This is a genomic window from Paenibacillus sp. HW567, from assembly GCF_000374185.1.
Lineage (GTDB): Bacteria > Bacillota > Bacilli > Paenibacillales > Paenibacillaceae > Paenibacillus_AQ.
On sequence record NZ_KB910518.1, the window covers coordinates 108571 to 130486 of the forward strand.

Genomic DNA, 21916 nt, shown 5'->3' on the forward strand with positions numbered 1-21916 from the left:
AATGGGACTAGTGGAGAAGTGGCTTAGAAAGCTTAGGGATCAGAGCCTGTTCAGTAAAATATTCGTCGTCATGGTGATCAGCATCATTCTGGTAACGCTGCTGATCACCGGAGTAACGGTGCAAATGTCACAAAAGCTGTTCGTGCAGACCTTCAGTATTACGAATTCCAAAATTATCGACCAGATCAAAAGCGCGCTGGATAACTCCCATTACGCAACAGTCAACACAGCGATCAATGTCGGGCAGAGCGGTGTAATCAAAAGCTTCATGACGGAGAAGGATGTCAATTCGCTGGCGAATTTCAAACGGTATTACAGTATGCGCGATCAGATGGACCGCATTCAATCCGGCATGGGAGCTGGTATCGGTCTCTCTATTCTAGGGGTGAACGGAAGAAGCTATACCAGCGATAGTACCTATTGGTCGGGCTCCTCGGAGGAGTTGAAGAATCATCCGATTACCCAAGCTGCACTGGAGCATAACGGAAAGCTCTTTTACAGCTTCATGGATGCCAGCCCGTTCAATTCGCAGAACCGCTATTTGATTGCTGCCAAGGCGCTGACCGCTCCCGGCCTTGCCAGCCCCTACGGCACACTGTACATGTTCACCCGGGAAAGTGATTTCCGCAAGAACTACGCCAGCTTTACGAGTCAGGGCAACGATGTAATGTTTCTGGATGCCGAGGGCCGGATTGTGTCCAGCAACCGTACTGAGCAGATCGGCCAGTTATCCCCTGACCTGCTGGAGAGTGCGAAGCATATCGCCGAGTCGAATCTCGCCAATGAGGAGCTGACGATCGGCGGGCGGGAGGTTATCGTGCTGGCCGATTATTTGCCGTCCTACAACTTTTATCTGGTGAATCTGATTGATAAAAATGAGACCATCGGCACGCTGCTGGACAAGAGGATGATATTTCTTATCGCCTCGGCAATTGCTGCTGTAGCGGTGCTTGTCATCTATTTCCTGACCAAGAAGCTGACCCAATCCTTGCGCACGCTGGTCAAAAAAATGTCCAATGTCACGAAAAAGAATTTTCATAACTATATGTCAGTGACGGGTACCTATGAAACCAGGCAATTAAGTACGGCATATAATTACATGCTCAAAGAGCTGAATGACTATGTGGGTCAACTGGTGGAGACCCAGAAGGAGCAGCGGAAGGCTGAACTGGCCGCGCTTCAGCAGCAGATTAATCCCCACTTCCTGTATAACACGCTGGCGTCGGTCAACATTCTGGTGCAGAGAGGGAGCAAGGAGCAGGCGACTGAGACGATTCACGCACTGATCTCTCTGCTGCAGAACACCATCAGCAATGTGAATGAGACGATCACGGTGGAAGAAGAGCTGATCAATCTGAAGCATTACGTGTACATTAACCAGATCCGCAACGGCAACCGCATTAAGGTGGATTATTTCGTCTCACCGGACTGTATGTCTGCCAAAGTGCCGAAGCTGGTTCTCCAGCCTTTTATCGAGAATGCCTTCTTCCACGCATTTAATATTAAAACCTCGGGCAATATCTATGTCACCATTATGAAGGACCGCGATACGCTGCACTGCGAGGTGGTCGATACGGGAGACGGGATGGATCTGGATAACAAGGGGCGGATTCCGGCCTCTTCTGTCAGCAGACAACTGTTCAGCGGTATCGGCATCCGCAACGTTCATGACCGGCTGACACTGCTATACGGCGAGCCGTATGGCGTATCCATTTCCAGCACACCGGGCCAGGGGACGAAGGTTTCTATTAAAATTCCCTGCTGAATTATGGATTGAACGGTTGTTTTTGCAGCATACTAGCTAAGCACGCTGTGAACCGGTGCCGCATCAAAGGCGCCGGTTTTTTTGCAAATATAAGGATTTATATGTTTTACGCTATAAAACATCCTTATATTTCTCGCTGAAACGGATACCTGAAAGGGATACAGAGTATCGCCGCTTCGGATGATTAGGCTCCTTCTGAGGATGGGATAGCTGCTGCTACTTGATCGGTGAGGTTGGATTTGGACGGATTTGACCTAAAAAAAGTGCGAAAGGAGAAAATAAGTACTAATTTGCTCCTGGTGGAAGCGGATACAAAGACAATAATATCACTATTTTAACTAAATTAATTTCTAACGAAATTAAGGACCCGGATGATATTCTTTAAAAGAAAGCACTTTCAAATATACGATAGGGGGATATAGAACATGAAGAAAAAAGCTTCTGCGCTTCTGCTTGCGGGTTTTATGCTGCTAACGGCCTGCTCCAGTAACTCCAATAACCAGGCAAATACAGCGAATGAAGGGAAAACAGGCGCACCCAAGGAAATTACAGTCTGGGCATGGGACAAAAATTTCAATATCGCTGCGATGAATCTCGCGAAAGACGCTTATGTGAAAGAACATCCCGATGCCAAAATCAACGTTGTTGAATATGCACAGGATGATATCATCCAAAAGCTGAACACCGGTCTCAACTCGGGTACAGCTTCCGGTCTGCCGAACATCGTTCTGATCGAAGACTACCGTGCACAAAGCTTCTTGCAAACGTATCCAGACTCTTTCCAGGAGCTTGGCGATGCGATCAAGCCGGCTGATTTCGCTGACTATAAGATCGGGACAACCAGCTTTAACGGGAAGCAATACGGTGTTCCGTTCGACTCCGGCGTTGTAGGTCTCTATGTCCGTACGGATTATCTGCAGGAAGCAGGCTATAAAGTTGACGATCTTCAGGATATCGACTGGCAGAAGTATATTGAAATCGGTAAAGCAGTTAAAGCCAAGACCGGCAAAGATATGCTGACCCAGGACCCGAACGATCTGGGGCTGATCCGGATGATGATCCAGTCCGCCGGCTCCTGGTACCTGAAGAGCGACGGTAAAACACCAGATCTGAAGGACAATACAGTCCTTAAGGAAGCCTTCGAAACCTACAAAGAGCTGATGAACGCGAATATCGTCAAGGTTAACTCCGACTGGAGCTCATTCCTGGCTGGCTTCAACAGCGGTGATGTAGCTTCCGTTCCAACTGGCAACTGGATTACACCTTCGATAAAATCCGTAGCTGACCAGTCCGGCAAATGGGCGGTGGTGCCTTTCCCTAAACTCAAAAATGTGGCAAACTCCGTACATGCATCCAACCTGGGCGGCAGCTCATGGTATGTGCTTAACAATGACGGCAAAGAAGCGGCAATTCAGTTCCTGGCGGCAACCCTTGGCTCCGACACTGACCTGTACCAGAAGCTTGTGACTGACGTAGGCGTTATCGGGACTTACAAACCGGCTGCTGAAGGCAAAGCTTACACTGCTGCAGACGACTACTTCGGCGGACAAAAGGTCATCTCCGACTTTGCAAAATGGACTGCTGAAATTCCTAAAGTGAACTACGGCATGCACACCTATGCGATTGAAGATATTCTCAAGGTTGAAATGCAGAACTTCCTGAACGGCACGTCTGTAGATAAAGCACTTGGCGACGCCCAGTCCCAGGCAGAGTCACAGATCCAGTAAGCTTCTGGTAACCTCTGATTTCCCTGCTGTCCTCCCGTTCCGGCCGGTTGCGCCGTGGCGGGAGACGGCAGTTTCTCCGTTTTTTTGACTCACGCCTATATAGAGAAAGGATTGAGAGCTGTGAACCATACAATGCGCAACCGCGCAAAGCTTACGGGGTGGTTATTTATTGCTGCCGCCGTCCTTATGATTTGCCTGTTCTACTTTTATCCGATGATTCAGGCTTTGCTGCTGTCCTTCAAAACGGGCGCGGGAGCAAATCTTCACTTTGACGGATTAAGCAATTATAAACGGCTCTTCAGCGACAAAACCTTTTTTACCGCGGTCAAGAACACTTTTCTGTTCCTGATTGTGCAAGTGCCGCTCATGATTGTCTTTGCGATGATTATTTCCGTGTTGCTTAATGACAGCAAGCTGCGCTTTAAGGGATTTTTCCGTACTGCGATTTTCTTGCCTTGCGTAACCTCGCTTGTAGCCTATTCCGTCGTATTCAAATATCTGTTCGGCAATGACGGACTGGTGAATCTGGCTTTAATGAACCTGCATATTTTATCCGAACCGATCCAGTGGATCTCTGATCCCTTCTGGGCTAAAGTCACCATTATTATTGCAATAACCTGGCGCTGGACGGGATACAATATGATTTTCTTCCTCTCCTCGCTGCAGAACATCGACAACTCCATTTATGAAGCTGCGAAAATTGATGGTGCTTCGGGCCCGAGACAATTTTTCTCGATTACCGTACCGCTGCTCAAGCCGATCATTCTCTTTACGTCGATTACCTCGACCATCGGCACGCTGCAATTGTTCGATGAAATTATGAATATTACAAAGGGAGGTCCAGGCAACGCGACGCTCTCCATTTCCCAATATATCTACAATCTTTCGTTCAAGTACACGCCTGACTTTGGATATGCGGCTACAGTGTCGTATTCTATCGTGGTCATGATTATTGTACTGTCCTTCCTTCAAATCAAATTGGCAGGTGATGATAAATAATGAGAACGCTGCGCCGTGCCCCAATCTATGTGTTTTTGTCTATTGTGGCGATCGTGTCGATTTTTCCGTTTCTGTGGATGATTATCAGCGCGACAAATCTTTCGGTGGATGTGACCCAGGGAAGAATGCTCCCCGGTACGCACCTGTTCGAAAATATTAAAAACCTGACGGATTCGATCAACCTGGTCCCTGCACTGTGGAATACATTGAAAATTGCCTTGATGACAACTATTCTGGCTCTGTTGATTGCCTCATTGGCCGGATACGGATTCGAAATTTACCGCAGTAAAGCTAAGGATATCGTCTTCAATCTGTTATTGTTGTCCATGATGATTCCTTTCGCCGCACTGATGGTTCCGCTGTATCAAATGTTCTCGAAGCTGACCGGTACGGTTCCGGTTATCGGAGTGAACACACTGGCTGCGGTTATTCTCCCGACCTTCACCACGGCGTTTCTGATCTTCTTCTTCCGTCAGAGCTCTAAGATGTTCCCGAGGGAGCTTCTGGAAGCCGGCCGGATGGACGGATTGTCAGAGCTGGGATTGTTCTTCCGCATTTATGTTCCAACCATGAAGACGACCTATTCCGCTGCTGCCATCATTACGTTCATGTCTAGCTGGAATAACTACCTCTGGCCGCTGATCGTGCTGCAGACTCCGGAGAAACGGACAATCCCGCTCCTGATCTCGAACCTCGGCTCCAGCTACTCGCCGGATTTCGGTGTTATCATGGCTGCGGTGGTCATCTCCACACTTCCGACAGCACTCGTCTTCTTCCTGATGCAGAAGCAGTTCGTTGCCGGCATGGTTGGTTCCGTGAAATAACACATTAGGAGGGATTGGAAGTGACAGTTAGTCCAAGCTTGAGCTGGCTGGAAGATCCGGGCGTATTCAAGGTGAACCGGCTGGAGGCCCATTCAGACCACCGTTATTATTCGAATATGGCTGAAGCAGAGGCCGGAGCACCGATGGATATGCGCTACAGCCTGAACGGGAGCTGGAAATTCAGTTATGCGCCGAATCCGGCCAGCCGTGTAGAATCATTTTTTACAGAAAGCTATAATTGCTCGGCCTGGGACAGTATCCAGGTTCCCGGACATATCCAGCTCCAGGGCTTCGGCAGGCCGCAATATGTCAATACAATGTATCCGTGGGATGGCCTCAGTGATGTCCGTCCGCCGCATATCCCGCAGGAGCATAACCCGGTCGGCAGCTATGTGAAGGAATTCCGCCTGCCGGCGAACTTGGAGAACGGACCGCTGTTTATTTCCTTCCAAGGGGTGGAATCGGCTTTTTATGTGTGGCTTAACGGCGAATTCGTCGGCTATGCCGAGGACAGCTTCACCCCGTCGGAATTTGATCTGACTCCCTATCTGCGTGCAGGCAAAAACAAGCTGGCCGCCCAGGTATATCAGCGCAGCACCGGCGGCTGGCTGGAGGATCAGGATTTCTGGCGGTTCTCAGGCATCTTCCGCGATGTCTATCTGTACACTGTTCCGAAGCACCATATCCGCGACCTTGAGGTACGGGCAGAGCTGGATGATACGTACACGCGAGGAAGCCTGAGTGTGCTCATGCAGTTGCTTGATACTCCGCAGGAGGCTGTCAGCGCCAGGCTTGAGCTTAAGGATAACGCCGGTGAGGTGCGGCTGAGCGGTGAGGGCGTTTTTACCGGACAGAAGCTTACTCTTTCGGGAGAGGTTGCCGATGTGGTGGCCTGGAGCGCAGAGAACCCGTATCTGTACACACTCTGCATTTCGCTTATGGATGCGCAGGGAGATATCGTTGAAGCAGTGGTCCAAAAGACCGGCTTCCGCCGGTTCGAGCTGAAGAACAAGCTGATGCACATCAACGGCAAGCGCATTGTCTTCAAAGGCGTCAACCGCCATGAATTCAACTGCCGCCAAGGCCGGAGCATCACCCGCGAAGATATGCTGTGGGATATCCAGACACTGAAGAGAAGCAATATTAATGCTGTACGCACATCACATTATCCGAACCAGACGTTATGGTATGAGCTGTGTGATGAATACGGCGTTTATGTAATTGATGAAATGAACCTGGAAACTCATGGCTCGTGGCAGAAGATGGGCATTGTTGAGCCTTCCTGGAACATTCCGGGCAATGACCCGGATTGGCGGGACATCGTTCTGGACCGTGCCGTCTCTATGGTGGAGCGGGATAAGAATCACCCTTCCATTCTGATCTGGTCCTGCGGGAATGAGTCGTATGCCGGACAAGTCATTCTGGATGCGGCGAACTGGTTCCGCAGCCGGGACAACAGCCGTCTGGTCCATTATGAGGGCGTGTTCCACAACCGCGAGTATGATGCAACAAGTGATATGGAGAGCCGCATGTACGCCAAACCGGCGGATATCGAGGAATACCTGAACAATAGTCCGGAGAAGCCTTATATTAGCTGTGAATACATGCATGCGATGGGCAATTCCGTTGGCGGCATGCATAAATACACGGAGCTGGAGAATAAATACCCTATGTACCAGGGCGGGTTCATTTGGGACTATATTGATCAGTCGATCCTTGCCAAAGACCGCTTTGGACAGGAGTACTTCGCTTACGGCGGCGATTTCGGGGACCGGCCGACAGATTACAGCTTCTGCGGCAACGGCATAGTGTATGCCGACCGGGAGTGGACGCCGAAGCTGCAGGAGGTCAAATTCCTATACCAGAATTACAAGCTGGAGCCGGCCAAGACAGGCATCCGCCTCATTAATGAGAGCCTGTTCGCGGGAACGGAGCATCTTACGCTGGAGTACAGCCTGTACTGTGAAGGTGAGCTGCTCGGCACTTGGACTGCAGAGGCCAACGCAGCGGCGCAAAGTGAAATCCTGGTGCCGATAGCGCTGCCGAACTTGGACGAGACACCGGGCGAATACTGCATACAAGCCTCATTGCTGCTGAAAGAAGCGGAGCTGTGGGCTGAAGAAGGATATGAAATTGCTTTTGGAGAGTCTGTCTTCGTTGTGCAGGCAAATGCGGAGGCAGAGCAGGCCGCCGGTAAATTGAAGGTTGTTGAAGGGGATGTGCAGATCGGCGTCCTCGGCGAAAACTTCACTGTGCTGTTCTCCAAGCAAGCGGGTTCACTGGTATCGCTGAACTACCACGGCCGTGAGCTGATCGCAGCTCCTCCGGCACCGCTGTTCTGGAGGGCAACGACCGACAACGACAAGGGAACGAATCTCGGCTACAATGCTGGCTGCTGGTATGCCGCCAGCCTGGATCGTAAATGTGTTGAAGTGAGCCTGGCACAAGAAGAAGGGACTGTTACAGTAACCTTTGATTACCGGTTCAGCATTCATGCTGATCTGGCAGTGCAGACCGCCTATACCGTCTACGGTGACGGAACGGTCCGGGTACATACCCGCTATACCGGTGCTGCCGGACTGCCGGATCTGCCGATTGTGGCCTTATCATTTAAAATGCCGGCTGACTACAGCCACAGTGAATGGTATGCGATGGGACCGGAAGAGAATTATATCGACCGTGCGTTCGGCGCCAGACTTGGTGTGTTCAGCCGGAAGGTGGGGGAGCTGCCGTCCCGTTATCTTGTTCCGCAGGAGTCCGGGAACCGCACTGGCGTACGCCGTGTGAAGATTACCGACAATGCGGGAATCGGACTGCAAATTTCAGCGCCGGCAACTGCGCCTGTAGAATGCAATCTGTCGCCGTATACAGCGTTTGAGCTGGAGCATGCCAGCCATGCCTTCGAGCTTCCGCAGGTTCGCTACACTGTAGTGACCGTCGCAGGCAGACAAATGGGCGTAGGCGGCGACGACAGTTGGGGAGCACCGGTGCACAAGGAATATACCATTCCTTCGGACCAGACGCTTGAATATGAGTTCTTTATTTCAAGTGCGGGTACGGAAGAGAAATAGCAGTTGTAACAAAAACTATCTCTATGTAGTTAAAAAGCATGGCAGTGAGGGGGAACCCGGCACCGCCATGCTTTATTTTGTAGTCAAGAATGGCGCTTGCTCTGATCCAGCAGCTTCAGCTCCTTGGCCTGGACGATGGCTTTGGTGCGCCGGTTGACTTTTAGTTTGGCGAAGATGTTTTTTACATGCACCTTTACTGTGCCTATGGCGATAATCAGTTGGTCGGCGATTTCTTTATTCGACAATCCTGCTGCGAGTAAGGCGAGCACCTCAAGCTCACGGTCTGTAAGGGGTTCTTCCATTGTATCCTGCAACGGCGGGGCTTCTTGAGCCACCCCTGATTCTGGAGCGGAGGGCCCGGCTGAGTTCTGCAGCATACAGATCAGGATTCCATTTGACGCCATAGCCTGAAGGACAGCCATGCGTTCCTTGGCGAATACACCGCTTGCCAGCTTATTTTCGAGATAAAGCACGCCCAGCATGTTACTGTGGACCGTTACCGGAATGCACAGTGCGGACCCGGGCCGGTGCTTCGCAATATACGGGTTATGAATCAGCCAGCTATCCTCACCCCCGGTATAGTGGACCTCCTCCTGTGTGCGGAAAACATATCTGATCAGGCCTTCCGGCAGGAGAGAGCTGTCATTCATTTCTATCGGCGCAGGAGCAGCCTGATCTTCCGAATCGGCATATACCTGTATGTAGAGTCCGTCATTGCTGCCCATCAGCAGAGCGCCTTTGCTGGCACCTGCATATTTCATTATGGTATTCATAATTTCCGCAAGCACGGTGTCGATGTCCATCTGATTGGTTATCGCCTGAGTTGTTTTGAGAATCGCTGCAAGATCGAAGTTGTCAAAAGCACCAGTTGCATTCCCGGGATTATCATGGACAGATACTTCTGCCGTATGCTCTAGAGCAGCCCGGCCTGTCGGATTTGGTGCGCTTTCAGATGCCGGAGCAGCATTCTCACGCTGCTGCCATTGCTGCAGGAGCTTCTCCACCTGTGTCAGCTTCATTTGTACACCCCAATCAGTATATGCCTCGAAGGCCAATTGCAAATAAAATAAAGCTGTTTTCTTATTGCTCCGGCTCCAGTAATGGCTCGCGGCAAGCTCGCCCGCAAGGCTTGTTACCTGAACATCGTCCTGCTCTCTCGCTCCGCGGATGGCCTTATCGTATAGCTCCTCAGCACTCATGAAATCGCCGGAGGCACGCGCAAGCTCGGCTTGAAGGAGATCTGATCTGGGCTGGTACTTATCCGGGCTCCATGCCGCCCATTTTTTGAAACGCTTAAGATTGCTTAGCAGGCGTTTTTTAGTAGGGGCCTCTTTCCATGACTGTGCAGGACCGGCCAACAACGCAAGTGACTCGTATAAAAGGCATTCCGGCAAATGAGGCAGGTGCGTGGCGTAGTCTTCGTAAGACTCCGCTTGCCGTGCCCAGCGGATGGCTTTGTCATGATTGCCGAGCAAATAGCTAAGCTGAGCCTTATAAGTATTGTATTGAAAAAAGGTGGTGGCTGAAGTCTCCTCCATCTGAATCCGGCTCAGAAATTCCTCTTCGTCAAAGCCCGCGCTGTTGAAGGAGTCCGGCGCTGCCGTCCCGCCCTGAAGGGCAAGAATGAATTGTTGATACAGGTAGAAGTTCTGCTTCACGAACTCGTCATTTGTGGTATCAAGGATCACCATATATTCGGCTATCGTTCTTGCAAGCTCACTTAATGGCGCCCGGGTGTAGAGCGAATTAATATGCGCACCAATGGCATAGCTGGCAAACACATAGTCCCCCGATTCCAGACCGAAGCGGAGCGCCTTATCCAAATAAATGTCCCCTTCGCGGGCATCTCCGGCAAACTGGCAGAGTACTCCGCCGAACATGGTATAGCTTTTACTTTTAACAGAAGTGATGTTATACCGCTCGGAAAGCTCCATTCCAACCTTGCCAATGGCATAACCTTTATCAAATTTGCCCCAGGCACTCCCCAGAAGCATGCCATAAGCGGAATAAACGGCTGCGGAAACAGGGCTATTTCCATATTTAAGGGATAATTGAATGGCTCTGCAGATCAGCAGGAAAAAGATCTTTTTGTCCGTGAAGAAGGTGGAAGGAATAATCGCCAGAATGAGATTCATTGCGGCAATCCGGTCTTTGTCGGACATTTCCTCCAAATTAGCGAGCTTGTCATACCGGTTGCCCAGCAGCGCCTCAATTCGCATCGCTTCAATTAACAGTATGAATCTGCCCGGATGGGGTGAAATGATTATTTGGTGCTCCCGCAGACTCTCAAGACCAAGTGCAGTGCCTTCCAAATATTTGCCCTGATTAATGTATTGCATGATCCGGATCATTTGCACCCTGCTGCGCTCAGCCGTATTGCGCGCATGCTCAAGCAGGAAATTGATTTGCCTGTCAGAATCCTTGAAATTTCCGCATAAATATTCACATTCCGCTTGCTCCGCATGCAGCCCGAAGATGAGCTCGAAGTCGTTGCTCCAAGCCTCTGCCGGCAGAAGCTCTACCCCTTTTCGGAAATATCCCAGCGCAACATCGTAGGCGGAAGCCGCCTTGGCGCGGTTTCCCGCAGCAAGGTTTAATTGTACAAGCTCAAGGTTCTCCGCTGCTTTGGTTATTTGGCGTGAGCCTCTATTCAAATGGTTGACGACATCAAATGAAGTCTCTTCGTACCCGTCATCCTGCAAGCTTCGGCCTATTCGGATATGAAGGGCCTGTTTGGCTTCATCATCCATCTGACTGTAAATCAGCTTCTGGATATGATCGTGGGCAAAACGGAATTTATCTGTTTCATATGGCAAAATCATTCCTTCGGCTTCAATCGCGGCCCATTCAGTAATGGCCTCTTCGATCTTACGATTGGCAACGCAGGCAATCAAATGCGGGTGGAAGGTGCTGCCCACACAAGCGGCAATTTGGAGCAGCTCCTGCGCAGCACCCGAGAGACGCTGAAATCTGTGCTCCATCAGATCATTGATGGGATAGCTGGGCTCCTGACCAATGATCTGCCCCAAATTCCATTGCCAGCTTTGATTCCCGTGGTTGTATTGCAGAATGCCGTCGTCCTGCAGGTGCAGCAATATTTGCTTGAAATGAAAGGGGTTGCCGCCTGATTGATGATACAGCAGCTCGGTTAAGGACAGTGCAGCATCCGCCCCGCTATTCAGCGTCTCCATCACAATAGGGTTCATTTGCTCAAGGCTCAGCGGTGACAGATCAATATGGCGGATCACGGCTTGGTCGGTAACGCTTCCGTCCGGCTCGTACCCCGGCAGCCTGCTAAGGTCGATATCGTTATGGCGATAGGTGCAGACAAACAGCAGATACTGGCATTCCGGGTCGCATAGCAGCGCATCAATTAATTGCAGCGACGAAGCATCCGCCCATTGCAGGTCATCAATAAACAGGACGAGGGGATGTTCTTTGGAAGCCAGCGCTTGAACAAATTTGCGGAAAACATAGATGAACCGTTTCTTCGATTCATTGGCCGGAAGCTCCTCTGCAGCCGGTGTGGCGCCAAGGATCAGCTCCGCTTCGGGAATAATCGCAGTAATTACGTTGGCGCCCGCCCCAAGTGTCTCCTGCAGCTTAATTCTCCACAGCTCCGACTGCTCCTTGCGTTCACCCAGCAAATGCCGCATTAATCCGCGAAAGGCTTGAATGATCGGATGATAAGGGCTTTCTTTGGAGATTTGCTCGAATTTTCCGGTGATATAGAAAAAATTGCGGGCATGCCGCTGCTTGCGAAAAACCTCGTCGATGAGGCTTGTTTTACCGATGCCGGCTTCGCCTGATATGTAGACCATTTCTGTTGACCCGAAGCAAGCGGAATAAAAGGCCTGGCTCAGCATAGACATTTCATACTCTCTGCCATGAACCCCCGGTTCTTTAACAAAGGTATCTTGAGAACGTCCGATTTTGTCTAAATCTGCCAATAAAAAGCCGGCATTCTGATAGCGGTTATCCGGATTTTTGTCGAGCAGTCTCATGATGACAGCTTCCAGACCATCAGGCAGATGCCTATAATCATCGGTTAGCGGAGGAGGGACTTGTGTCAGATGCATGTACACCCATTCGAGCGGACCCTCGGCCAGAAAAGGCAAATGTCCGGCCCAAATTTCATAGAAAATAACACCTAAAGAATACAGATCGCTGCGCTCATCCACCGTCCGCAGCATTCTGCCTGTATTCTCGGGTGAACAATAAGGCAAGCCTGTGTCAGATATCCTGTAGCCAGCCGGACGGACGTAACCGTCATCCGAACGCTGCACCGCATAACCTGAATCTATTAAATAGGCCTCTTGTCCATTGGAACGAACACCGATTCTCTCCGGCCGTAAATCGAGATGAAGGGTCTGTTGCTGATGAAGCTGCAGGGTACAAGCCACGATGGACCTGGCGAGTGCGAGACGCGCCTCCGGGTTCATGCAGGTTTGTGCATTCATAAATTCCCTAAGTGTCATACCCGCAGGATGCCCTGGCGATACAGAGTCACGCTGCTGAAGTTTTGTATTACCGGTAACACTGTCAAATGGTTGGTCATCTCTCATTTTCGGACACCTCTGATGTTGGGCTGACTAGCGATTACATTCTATTGTAATAGAAGATACTTCTTTTTAGGTATAGAGAATTTTAAGTAATGGTTTTATTCTAGGAGCATGACTAATTAGGCTGAATTAAGCAATTGGGGAGGTCTGGGTGAAGAAATATGATGAATGCTTTCTATGCTTTTATTACTACTCTTATTATTGGAGTACTTATCTATGTGAAGATTTGGTGGGACGGACCCGGATTAAATTTTAAATTTACAAAATGGTATTTTGGTATTTTTTTCGTTGCGGCGGTGATTGTTGGGGGAGGCACTTTTTTCGTGAGTTAAATCATATATCGGTACCCCAATTCCGATTTGGTAGATAAAGCTGCAACTTACATAAGCGTTCTTTCGATTGCTTGGGAAGTCAGGAATGGAGGATATTTAATGCAAGCTATAAAACGGTACAAGCGCTGGATTGCTATGCTTCTTATATTCATAATTGCTTTAGGTCCGGCTTCTGAAGGAGTTGTGTCTGCGGCAGGTCCAGAGGTAGTGGATCAACAGCAGGCAAATGGGTCTGGAAATTCATGGGTTAATGCTGATTATCCAAAATATCAGACCTTTACTCCGGAGATTGCCGGAGAGCTTACCAGGATTGATCTGAACATTGCGGGGAGCTACGGATCACCGGGAGCCATGAAGGTGAAAATTTATAAGGAAGGCGACCTTTCGACCTTGCTTGCTGAAGCGCAATTGGCTTCTTACAGCTTAGGCTGGACATCGGTTGATTTCTCGGGAGCATCTCCTTATCTGCAGAAGGACACGATGTATAGAATGGTCGTTTCAACGGAATTCGGAGGCTCGCCTGGCTTCGGATGGTATATGATCGGAGGTGACCAATACACAAGAGGATACTCTCCGGCGTCCAATTATGACTTTTCTTTCAGGACGTATATGATTGCCGATTATTCCACTTCCCCGGCATTAAGCGGGATATCAAGCAGCGCATCCAGTCTTGTAGCGGACGGAGCGAGTCAGACGACAGTGACGGTGAAGCTGAAGGATGCGCAGGGCAGTGCTGTGACCACCGGAGGGGAAACGGTGGTGATCGGGACAACGTCAGGTACAGTTAGTTCAGTTACGGATAATCATGACGGGACCTACACAGCTACTCTGACAGCGCCGACAACGGCGGGGACCGCAACGATAAGTGCCGCATTAGGCGGCACTGTGGTGGGTGGGACGGCCACGGTGCGGTTCGTGGCCGGAGCGCCGTCCAGTGCGAACAGCACGGTAACCGTGGGCAGCAGTTTGCTGACGGCTGACGGAACGAGTCAGACGGCAGTAACCGTACGGCTGAAGGATGCGTACGGCAATGCTTTGACCACCGGTGGAGCGACGGTGGCGATTACATCAACGTCAGGTACGGTCAGTGCCGTAACGGACAAGAACAACGGGACCTACACGGCGACGCTGACGGCGCCGACAACGGTAGGGAATGCGACAGTCAGTGCCACAGTCGGCGGCACTTCGCTGCCAGGCACGGCCACGGTGCAGTTCGTGGCCGGAGCGCCGTCCAGTGCGAGCAGCACGGTAACCGCGGGCAGCAGCTCTTTGACGGCTGACGGAACGAGTCAGACGACAGTCACTGTGAAGCTGAAGGATGCGCAGGGCAATGCTTTGACCACCGGAGGAGCGGCGGTGACGATCACAACAACTTCGGGAACGCTTAGCTCTATAGCCGATAATAATAACGGGACCTATACGACGACGCTGACGGCGCCGACAACGGCAGGGAGTGCGACGGTCGTTGCCACAGTCGGCGGCACTGCGCTAACAAGCATGGCCACGGTGCAGTTCGTGGCCGGAGCGCCGTCCATTGCGAGCAGCACGCTAGCAGTGGGGGATAGCTCTTTGACGGCTGACGGAACGAGTCAGACGGCAGTCACTGTGCGGCTGAAGGATGCACAGGGGAACTTGATTACCACCGGAGGAGCGACGGTGGCAATCACCTCGACGTTAGGTGCGGTTAGCACCGTAACGGACAACCACAACGGAACCTACACGGCGGCGCTGACAGCGCCGGTAACGGTAGGGACCGCGACAGTCAGTGCCAGTGTAGGTGGCACTGAACTGACCTCCAAGGCCACGGTGCAGTTCGTGGCCGGAGCGCCGTCAGCGGAGAATGGCACAATCGCAGCGGATGACTTTTCGCTGACAGCCGATGGAACGAGTCAGACGGCAATCACTGTGAAGCTGAAGGATGCGCAGGGCAATGCCCTGACCACCGGAGGGGCGGTGGTGCTGATTACATCGACACTGGGTACGGTTAGCGCTGTAATGGACAACCATAACGGAACCTATACGGCAACGCTGACAGCGCCGGTAACGGTAGGGACAGCGAAGATCAGTGCTACTGTCAACGGCAGTGCGCTGGCCGGGGTGGTAATGGTTCAGCTTTTACCAGGTGAAGTGAGTTCATCCCACTCGACAATGACGGCAAGCGATCTGGTCGTGCGGGGTGATGGCAACAGCCAAGCCACCATTTATGTGAAGCTGAAAGACGCATACGATCATCCGCTTGCTGGTAAACGGGTGCAGCTACATGCCCAAGACGGAAGTTCTGTCACGGAGACCGTTTATGGAAGCTCTGTGTCCAAAGTGGTTTATGGATGGACCAATGCGGAGGGGCTTGCCACATTTACGGTCAGCAATACAGCGGCTGAGAAAGTGACTTATTCTGCCGAAGAAGAAGCGAGCGGCATAACACTGGATCAGACTGTGAGTATTACTTTTACGTATGACCAGCCGCCTGTTATCGGACTGCAGGCTGATCCGGCCGCTCCGACCTTTGGCAGTGTGAATATTACGGTCACAGCATCTGCGTACGGTGAATTCAACAGCATAGCTTCGGTGAAGTGGGCGGCGGGAAGCCGTTCGATAGCTTATTTTGATACACAGGGTACCGAAATTAAGGATCATTTCACCGTACAGGAGAATGGAGTTTATTCGGTCTATGTGGCAGATACAGCGGGCAACGCGAATGTCAGCCTGATTGATGTCCAGAACATCGTTCCTTTGAGCAGCAATGCGATCCTGATGGGCTGGCAGCTAATCGGACTCGGCGGGACGGTGAAGTTTGATTTTGATCCGGGAAAAATAATCAGTTCGCTGGAAGTCAGCAACTCGGTGCATGGGCTGAAAATGCTGCTGACCCCCGCAGATGTGTACTCTGCCGTCTATGTCAACGGATTCCCGGTAGACAGTAATTCGCCAACCAAGGAGTATGAGCTTGCAACAGGTCAGAATACATTCGAGGCCCGTGTCAAAGCGCAAGACGGCTCCAATAAAACATATACGCTCAACGTGATCCGGTCAGCGGCCAGCTCTGCTCCAAGCCCAACTCCGAGTCCCGTTCCGAGTTCAACACCAAGTCCAACTTCAAGTTCTGCTCCTGTTCCAAGCAGTCCTTCAGTTACTCCAAGCATTTCGAGTCAGCCGTCTCCGGGTATTGCCCCGGTAGTGTGGATTAATGATAAGAAAGTAACGGGGCTGGCGACACTTCAAACGGATGCAAATGGAGCGAAAACGATCGACGTTTTGCTGAATATGGATAATTTGCGCCAATTTCTCGATTCGTTGTCCAATTCTGCTGAAGCCAATCTCTCGATTTCAATTGAAGATGCGGCAGATAAACTGATGCTAAGACTCCCCGGTAATGCCGTTCCGCTCCTGGCAGGGAAGGCGGCTGACATTACTTTGAAAACTCAGCATGGACAATATCGCTTGCCGCTGGCTGAGATTACAGACCAGGCGTCTGCTTGGACGAATGATATGGAGGTCCAGATCGTAATTGAGCGTGGCAGCCTGGAAGCGGGCTTGCAGGAAGCAGCGCGTACAAATAATTTTCAGCTAGTGGCAGATCCGGTACATTTCAATGTCCTGGTAACAAGTAATGGCGGGAAAAAAGAGATTTCGAGCTTCAAGCATTATGTGGAGAGAGTCATTTACTTACCTTCGGATGCCGGGGGGGCATCAACGGCAGTAGTATGGGATCAGCGTTCCGGGGTACGCCCGGTCCCGACAAAATTCATTACAGTTGACGGACATCGGGCCGCTGTCATTCGCAGTCTTACGAACAGCACCTACGCAGTGGTATCCGCAACGTCCCAATTATCAGATATTCAAACACACTGGGCTGAGCCGGAAATTTCCAGCATGAGCAATAGAATGATCGTACAGGGAACAGAAGGAGGCCGATTTGCGCCGGAAGCTGTAACTACCCGGGCTGAATTAGCTGCAATGCTGGCAAGGGCGCTGGGATTGGCACAAGGAGACCATTTAGCCGGGTTCAGTGATGTAGGCGGCTTGAGCTGGTATAGCGGCGCTATAGCGGCAGTAAAAGCATACGGGATTATGGATGGCTTCGGAGATGGGTCATTCAGGCCGAATCAGAAGGTATCACGGCAAGAAGCAGTTGTTACGGTCATACGGGCGCTGCGGCTGGCTGATAATGGTGCGCTAACGGGCAGTGCCGGAGCGAAAGTGGATTTAGCCGTATTTGCAGATAGCGGCCAAATCGGCGGCTGGGCGAGTGAGGCGCTGCGGACAGCGATTTATGCGGGTTTGGTTAAGGGCTATGGAAATGAACTGCGTCCACAGAAGCCATTAACCCGTGCCGAGACAGCCGTGCTGCTGTACCGGATGCTGCAGCAAGCAGGATTAATTGATGGTTGATTCATAATAAAATAGGGATGCTCCACTCGCCAACTGTGAACCTTTTGGCCTCTGGAGCATCCCTTTTGTTGTTATTCTGTCACAGTGCTCTTCGCCAGCTCCTTGCGCACAATAGGCGCAACCTTCGTACCGAGCAGCTCGATGGCACGCAGGACTTCGCGGTGCGGCATGGTGCCGACGTTGACATGCAGGAAGAAGCGCGTAACGCCGAGGTTCTTGCGGAGCAAGAGAATCTTCTCGGCAACATATTCGGCATCGCCGACATAGAGGGCGCCGCGCAGGCTGCGCGCATCGTCATAGGTCGCGCGGTTGTAAGTCTGACCCCAGCCCCGCTCACGTCCGATGACATTCATCTGGGCCTGGGTGGAAGGGTAGAACAAGGCGGCAGCCTGTTCGGTGGTTTCACCGACAAAGCCATGCGAATGTGTGGCGATCTGCAGCTTGTCGGGGTTATGCCCGGCTTTTGCCGCGGCATCCTTGTAGAGCTTGACCAGCGGTGCGAAGCGCTCCGGCATGCCGCCGATGATGGCAAAAGCAATCGGAAGGCCAAGCATGCCTGCCCGGATTGCGGATTCGGGATTGCCGCCGCTGGCGACCCATACCGGCAGGGGGGCCTGGACTGCGCGCGGGTAGACCGGAAGGTTATCAATGGCCGGGCGGTGGCCGCCGCGCCAGGTTACTTTTTCTGAGGCCCTGATTTTCAGCAGCAGCTCCAGCTTCTCTTCGAACAATTCATCATAGTCGTCGAGACTGTAGCCGAAGAGGGGGAAGGACTCGATGAATGAACCCCGGCCTGCCATAATTTCCGCCCGGCCGTTCGACAGTCCGTCCAGTGTCGCAAAATTCTGATATACACGCACCGGATCATCTGAGGACAGCACGGAAACGGCGCTCGTGAGCCTGATCTTCTTCGTCATAGCTGCCGCAGCGGCAAGCACCACAGCAGGAGCACTGCCCGCATAATCGGCACGGTGATGTTCCCCGATTCCATATACATCCAGGCCGGCCTGATCGGCTAATACAATCTCCTCCACCGCCTCGCGCAGTCTTTCTGCGTGGCTGATTACCTTACCGGTTACCGGGTCCGGTGTAGTTTCCAGGAATGTGCTGATGCCTATTTCCATACTGTTTTCCATTTCGGCCATTTCAATCCGCCTCCTTTTTTCGTAATTTCATCTTACTATACTTTTTAATGTTTCTCAACTTTCGTAAGTGAGTTTTTTGTTGCACAACGCATAGTATACATGAAGCTGAACCTAAAAATGCCTGCAGCTCCCAAAAGGCGGAGCGGCAGGCGGATGCAGAAGTGCGGGTTACAGCTTTCTTTTGTTGACGGCGAGTTGAATGATCATGATTACCAGAGCGAGCAGTGCAATGAGCTGATCTGTACTCATGGGTGTCCGGCCTCCATTCCTGTTAAGGATGGCTCTGCCCGGACGGCATCTCCTCTCCAAGAAGCTGCTTCGTTCCCCTTATACAAACTATGAGCTGGTGAAGTGAAATAGTACTTCCTGTCGTGGGGAGTGCTGGCAGGTTATTTTGTGAGCGAATTTTTGGATACCCGTCTCAGTGGTAGCTGGAGTCATTGCGTTATGTTTCTTGCTGCTGGCGGGCAAAAGCCCTGCGGTCAAGACGATGGAGGTAGTCAAAGGAGCGCCGTGGGCCATTGTATTTTTATTAATTGGAATTTATGTCGTAGTCTACGGGCTGCGGAATGCCGGTCTTACGGATGTGCTGGCTGAACTGATCAATACCGTAGCCGGGCACGGGCTGTTTGCGGCAACGATGGGAATGGGCTTCCTGGCATCCTGGCGAACCTACTTCAAGACAGGGATTGTATTGACGATACCAACGTTGTTCATTACATTGCTCGGGTTATATTTGACGCTCAAGCTCACTTAAGCTGACCCAAAAAGACGGTGCGGGCCGCTTGGCCTGCACCGTTCTTTTTTTAAATAGGTTTCGCGTCATGGGTCATGCATTCAACTGCTGTACCGCCTAATCCTTCCGTTCCGGTCCGCCGTATCCGGGGTAGGTGACGACCGGCCATTTTACCTTGCGCAGCGCGTCCAGCAGTTCAGGGCCCACGTTCAGGTTGCTGCTGACAAGCGCCTCTGGCGTGAGCGCCATCCATTGATTCAGCGAGACGTCGGCGAAGCGGTCGCTCTTGAACATTTCCAGGAACCACAGGGTTTCCGTCCCGGTGTTCTGGATATAATGTCCGAAGGCAAAAGGAACATAACCAACATCCCCGGCTCTGTAATTGAAGGTGCGGGCTGCACCGTTGCCGCCGAAGACGGTCATCCGCCCTTGGCCGGTCAGGTAATACTGCCATTCGTCATTGTTCGGATGCCAGTGCAGCTCGCGCATTGCCCCAGGTTCAATTTCGACCAGCGCAGCGGCGATGGTCTTGGAAATGGGGAAATTGGAGGAGTCAACAATTCTCACGCTGCCGCCCGGAGTCTTCAGCGGAGGCTGGGCCAAGAGCTGATGCTTGAAGCTGAGGGGAATGTTACCGTAGGGGGACTGTACTTTTTGACTCTGCAAGGAGCCCGGAACCTGATCCTGGTAAATGTAGACCTGTTCCTTCGGGATACAGTCAAACGCGGAAGGCGGCACGCCGAAATTGGCTGACAGCACTTCCTTCGGCGTATGGGCGAACCAGTCGGAAATTGACAGCGTGTTCAGATCGGAGAAGCTGCCGTCGTCGAACACAAGCAAAAATTCGCAGCCTTCCTCCAGACCTTGAATGGAGTGGGGGATACCCGGAGGGAAATACCACAGATCGCCTGGGCCTACGTCGGCAATGAAGTTCCGTCCATTCTGATCTACTGCCGTAATCCGTGCGCTTCCGATCAGCATGTAGGACCACTCGGCCTGCTGATGCCAATGCAGCTCCCGCACACCGCCCGGGGTGAGGCTCATATTGACTCCGGCGAGCGTGGTGGCAACAGGCAGCTCTCTTACGGTAATCTCTCTGGACCAGCCTCCGTGATTTAGCTGCATGTGGGTGTCGGAGAAGGAAAATCTCAGATTGGGAATCAATCCGTTATCCGTTACGGGCGGGACGAACATATCCGGGTTCTCCCGGTCCCGCATTACATCGCGGGGGCCGAGGTCCACATTGCCGGTGCCGTCGCTTCGTATCGGCTGGGGAACCGGAAGTGAACTTAAGGAATCAGACTTGCTGGCAGACATGGCAAAGACTCCTTTCAGGATACTCAATGCTTCATGGAAATATATGCGAAATTCTGCCGCATATGATTGACAAACCCGGGTAAATGACCAGAATAGAAGTTGATAGTGTCCTGCGAAATTCGAAGCCGAAATTATAGGGAGAAGGTATCAGGAAATGGTAAAGGTTACTCATTCGGCCCTTCGCATAAGCAGAATAAGGGCAGTAATCGTTAGTTTGCTGGTTATTGTAGGGATTGCAGGAAGCAGCGTACTCCTGCCCGCGAGTGCTTTCGCAGCAGCAGGAGACCGTGGAGAACAGCGGTTGCCGCTGCTAATTAACGACAGCTATGTGCTGTTCCCGGGCAAGCTGGCCCCTTATATGAAAGAAGGGAGATTGCTCATGCCGATTCGGGCATTCTCAAATATGCTCGGAGCACAGCTAACGTATGATTCTGCGGACAAAAGCGTTACGTTCTCTTATATGGGGCAGGCTGTACGCGGAATTAAGGACGGCCGGATGAACGCCATATTCAGCGGGAATCTTGAAACATCGCTGGGTGTCGCACCGGAACTGAAGAACGGTGTGCTGTTTGTTCCCATGAGTGCTGTTCTGAAGGATTCGAAATCTATCCGCTGGGAGAACATGTCGAACCTGATTAACAAAGTACGCGGGGTAATCTGGGGGAGACAGGGGGTGACCTTGCCGCAGACGCAGCCGTTTCTGCTGCTTGCTCCATTCGTGTATACCCCGGAGACGGTAGACGGCACGTATAACCCGTTATTTCCTACTGCGCTATCGCAGGTTCATGCGGCTAATGGAGGCTACCGCCTGACCTTGGAAACGCTGAATTCCTCTCCATTCCTACTGGATAAAGGCAAGGTGGAACTGGAGCTTGTCACTGTTGACAGCCAAGGCAAGAGCGCGCGCCAGAGTGTTGCCGGTCCTGCAGCAAGGCTGGATAAGGGTGGCAGAGCGTCATTTTCTTTAGCAGTGCCCGCAGAAGCGGAGTATGTTATTTTCCGTTCGCAGATGGTAAGCGCGGAACAGAAGTAAGTAGATCTTAACG

Annotated in this window: 10 protein-coding genes and 1 pseudogene; 8 read left to right on the top strand and 3 right to left on the bottom strand. The window is 51.7% G+C overall.

What is annotated here, in order from left to right; genetic code table 11:
• The first annotated feature begins 1 nt into the window (after nt 1).
• The 5 genes from B212_RS0100700 (at nt 2) to B212_RS0100720 (ending at nt 8386) form a co-directional block, all read left to right on the top strand.
• Entirely contained in the window at nt 2-1765 is a 1764-nt protein-coding gene (locus B212_RS0100700; RefSeq protein ID WP_019908328.1) for a sensor histidine kinase, read from the top strand.
• A gap of 425 nt (nt 1766-2190) precedes the next feature.
• Nucleotides 2191-3492: an ABC transporter substrate-binding protein gene (locus B212_RS0100705; protein WP_019908329.1), complete on the top strand. Its 1302-nt coding sequence runs from the start codon at nt 2191-2193 to the stop codon at nt 3490-3492.
• A 132-nt stretch (nt 3493-3624) separates the two neighbouring features.
• Nucleotides 3625-4491: a carbohydrate ABC transporter permease gene (locus B212_RS0100710; protein WP_036668662.1), complete on the top strand. Its 867-nt coding sequence runs from the start codon at nt 3625-3627 to the stop codon at nt 4489-4491.
• Nucleotides 4491-5315 (top strand): carbohydrate ABC transporter permease, encoded by an 825-nt coding sequence (locus tag B212_RS0100715; RefSeq protein WP_019908331.1) that lies wholly within the window; start codon nt 4491-4493, stop codon nt 5313-5315. Before B212_RS0100710 ends, B212_RS0100715 begins: the two co-directional genes overlap by 1 nt.
• A 20-nt stretch (nt 5316-5335) precedes the next feature.
• Entirely contained in the window at nt 5336-8386 is a 3051-nt protein-coding gene (locus tag B212_RS0100720) for a glycoside hydrolase family 2 TIM barrel-domain containing protein (RefSeq protein WP_019908332.1), read from the top strand.
• Between the two features lie 83 nt (nt 8387-8469).
• Here B212_RS0100720 and B212_RS0100725 read toward each other — a convergent pair whose 3' ends face one another.
• A complete protein-coding gene (locus B212_RS0100725; protein WP_019908333.1) occupies nt 8470-12951 on the bottom strand; it encodes a helix-turn-helix transcriptional regulator in 4482 nt (1493 codons plus the stop codon).
• A 428-nt stretch (nt 12952-13379) separates the two neighbouring features.
• On the opposite strand from B212_RS0100725, the gene B212_RS0100735 reads away from it, so the two are divergent.
• The gene (locus tag B212_RS0100735) at nt 13380-17672 is read left to right on the top strand and encodes an invasin domain 3-containing protein (protein ID WP_019908335.1); all 4293 of its coding nucleotides are present in this window, start codon (nt 13380-13382) and stop codon (nt 17670-17672) included.
• Between the two features lie 71 nt (nt 17673-17743).
• Here B212_RS0100735 and B212_RS0100740 read toward each other — a convergent pair whose 3' ends face one another.
• Nucleotides 17744-18817 (bottom strand): LLM class flavin-dependent oxidoreductase, encoded by a 1074-nt coding sequence (locus B212_RS0100740; RefSeq protein ID WP_019908336.1) that lies wholly within the window; start codon nt 18815-18817, stop codon nt 17744-17746.
• A 366-nt stretch (nt 18818-19183) separates the two neighbouring features.
• Here B212_RS0100740 and B212_RS0100750 point away from each other — a divergent pair.
• Nucleotides 19184-19574: pseudogene (locus B212_RS0100750) on the top strand (ArsB/NhaD family transporter); the annotation flags it as partial.
• A gap of 96 nt (nt 19575-19670) precedes the next feature.
• On the opposite strand, the gene B212_RS0100755 reads toward B212_RS0100750, so the two are convergent.
• Nucleotides 19671-20870 (bottom strand): oxalate decarboxylase family bicupin, encoded by a 1200-nt coding sequence (locus B212_RS0100755; protein WP_019908338.1) that lies wholly within the window; start codon nt 20868-20870, stop codon nt 19671-19673.
• A 154-nt stretch (nt 20871-21024) separates the two neighbouring features.
• Between B212_RS0100755 and B212_RS0100760 the strand changes: the two genes are divergently transcribed.
• Entirely contained in the window at nt 21025-21903 is an 879-nt protein-coding gene (locus tag B212_RS0100760; protein WP_019908339.1) for a copper amine oxidase N-terminal domain-containing protein, read from the top strand.
• The last annotated feature ends 13 nt before the right edge of the window (nt 21904-21916 follow it).

Coding starts and splice junctions, on each gene's coding strand:
- B212_RS0100710 (WP_036668662.1), top strand. CDS start 3,625: ATGCGCAACCGCGCAAAGCTTACGGGGTGGTTATTTATTGCTGCCGCC.
- B212_RS0100705 (WP_019908329.1), top strand. CDS start 2,191: ATGAAGAAAAAAGCTTCTGCGCTTCTGCTTGCGGGTTTTATGCTGCTA.
- B212_RS0100735 (WP_019908335.1), top strand. CDS start 13,380: ATGCAAGCTATAAAACGGTACAAGCGCTGGATTGCTATGCTTCTTATA.
- B212_RS0100725 (WP_019908333.1), bottom strand. CDS start 12,951: ATGAGAGATGACCAACCATTTGACAGTGTTACCGGTAATACAAAACTT.
- B212_RS0100700 (WP_019908328.1), top strand. CDS start 2: ATGGGACTAGTGGAGAAGTGGCTTAGAAAGCTTAGGGATCAGAGCCTG.
- B212_RS0100715 (WP_019908331.1), top strand. CDS start 4,491: ATGAGAACGCTGCGCCGTGCCCCAATCTATGTGTTTTTGTCTATTGTG.
- B212_RS0100760 (WP_019908339.1), top strand. CDS start 21,025: ATGGTAAAGGTTACTCATTCGGCCCTTCGCATAAGCAGAATAAGGGCA.
- B212_RS0100740 (WP_019908336.1), bottom strand. CDS start 18,817: ATGGCCGAAATGGAAAACAGTATGGAAATAGGCATCAGCACATTCCTG.
- B212_RS0100755 (WP_019908338.1), bottom strand. CDS start 20,870: ATGTCTGCCAGCAAGTCTGATTCCTTAAGTTCACTTCCGGTTCCCCAG.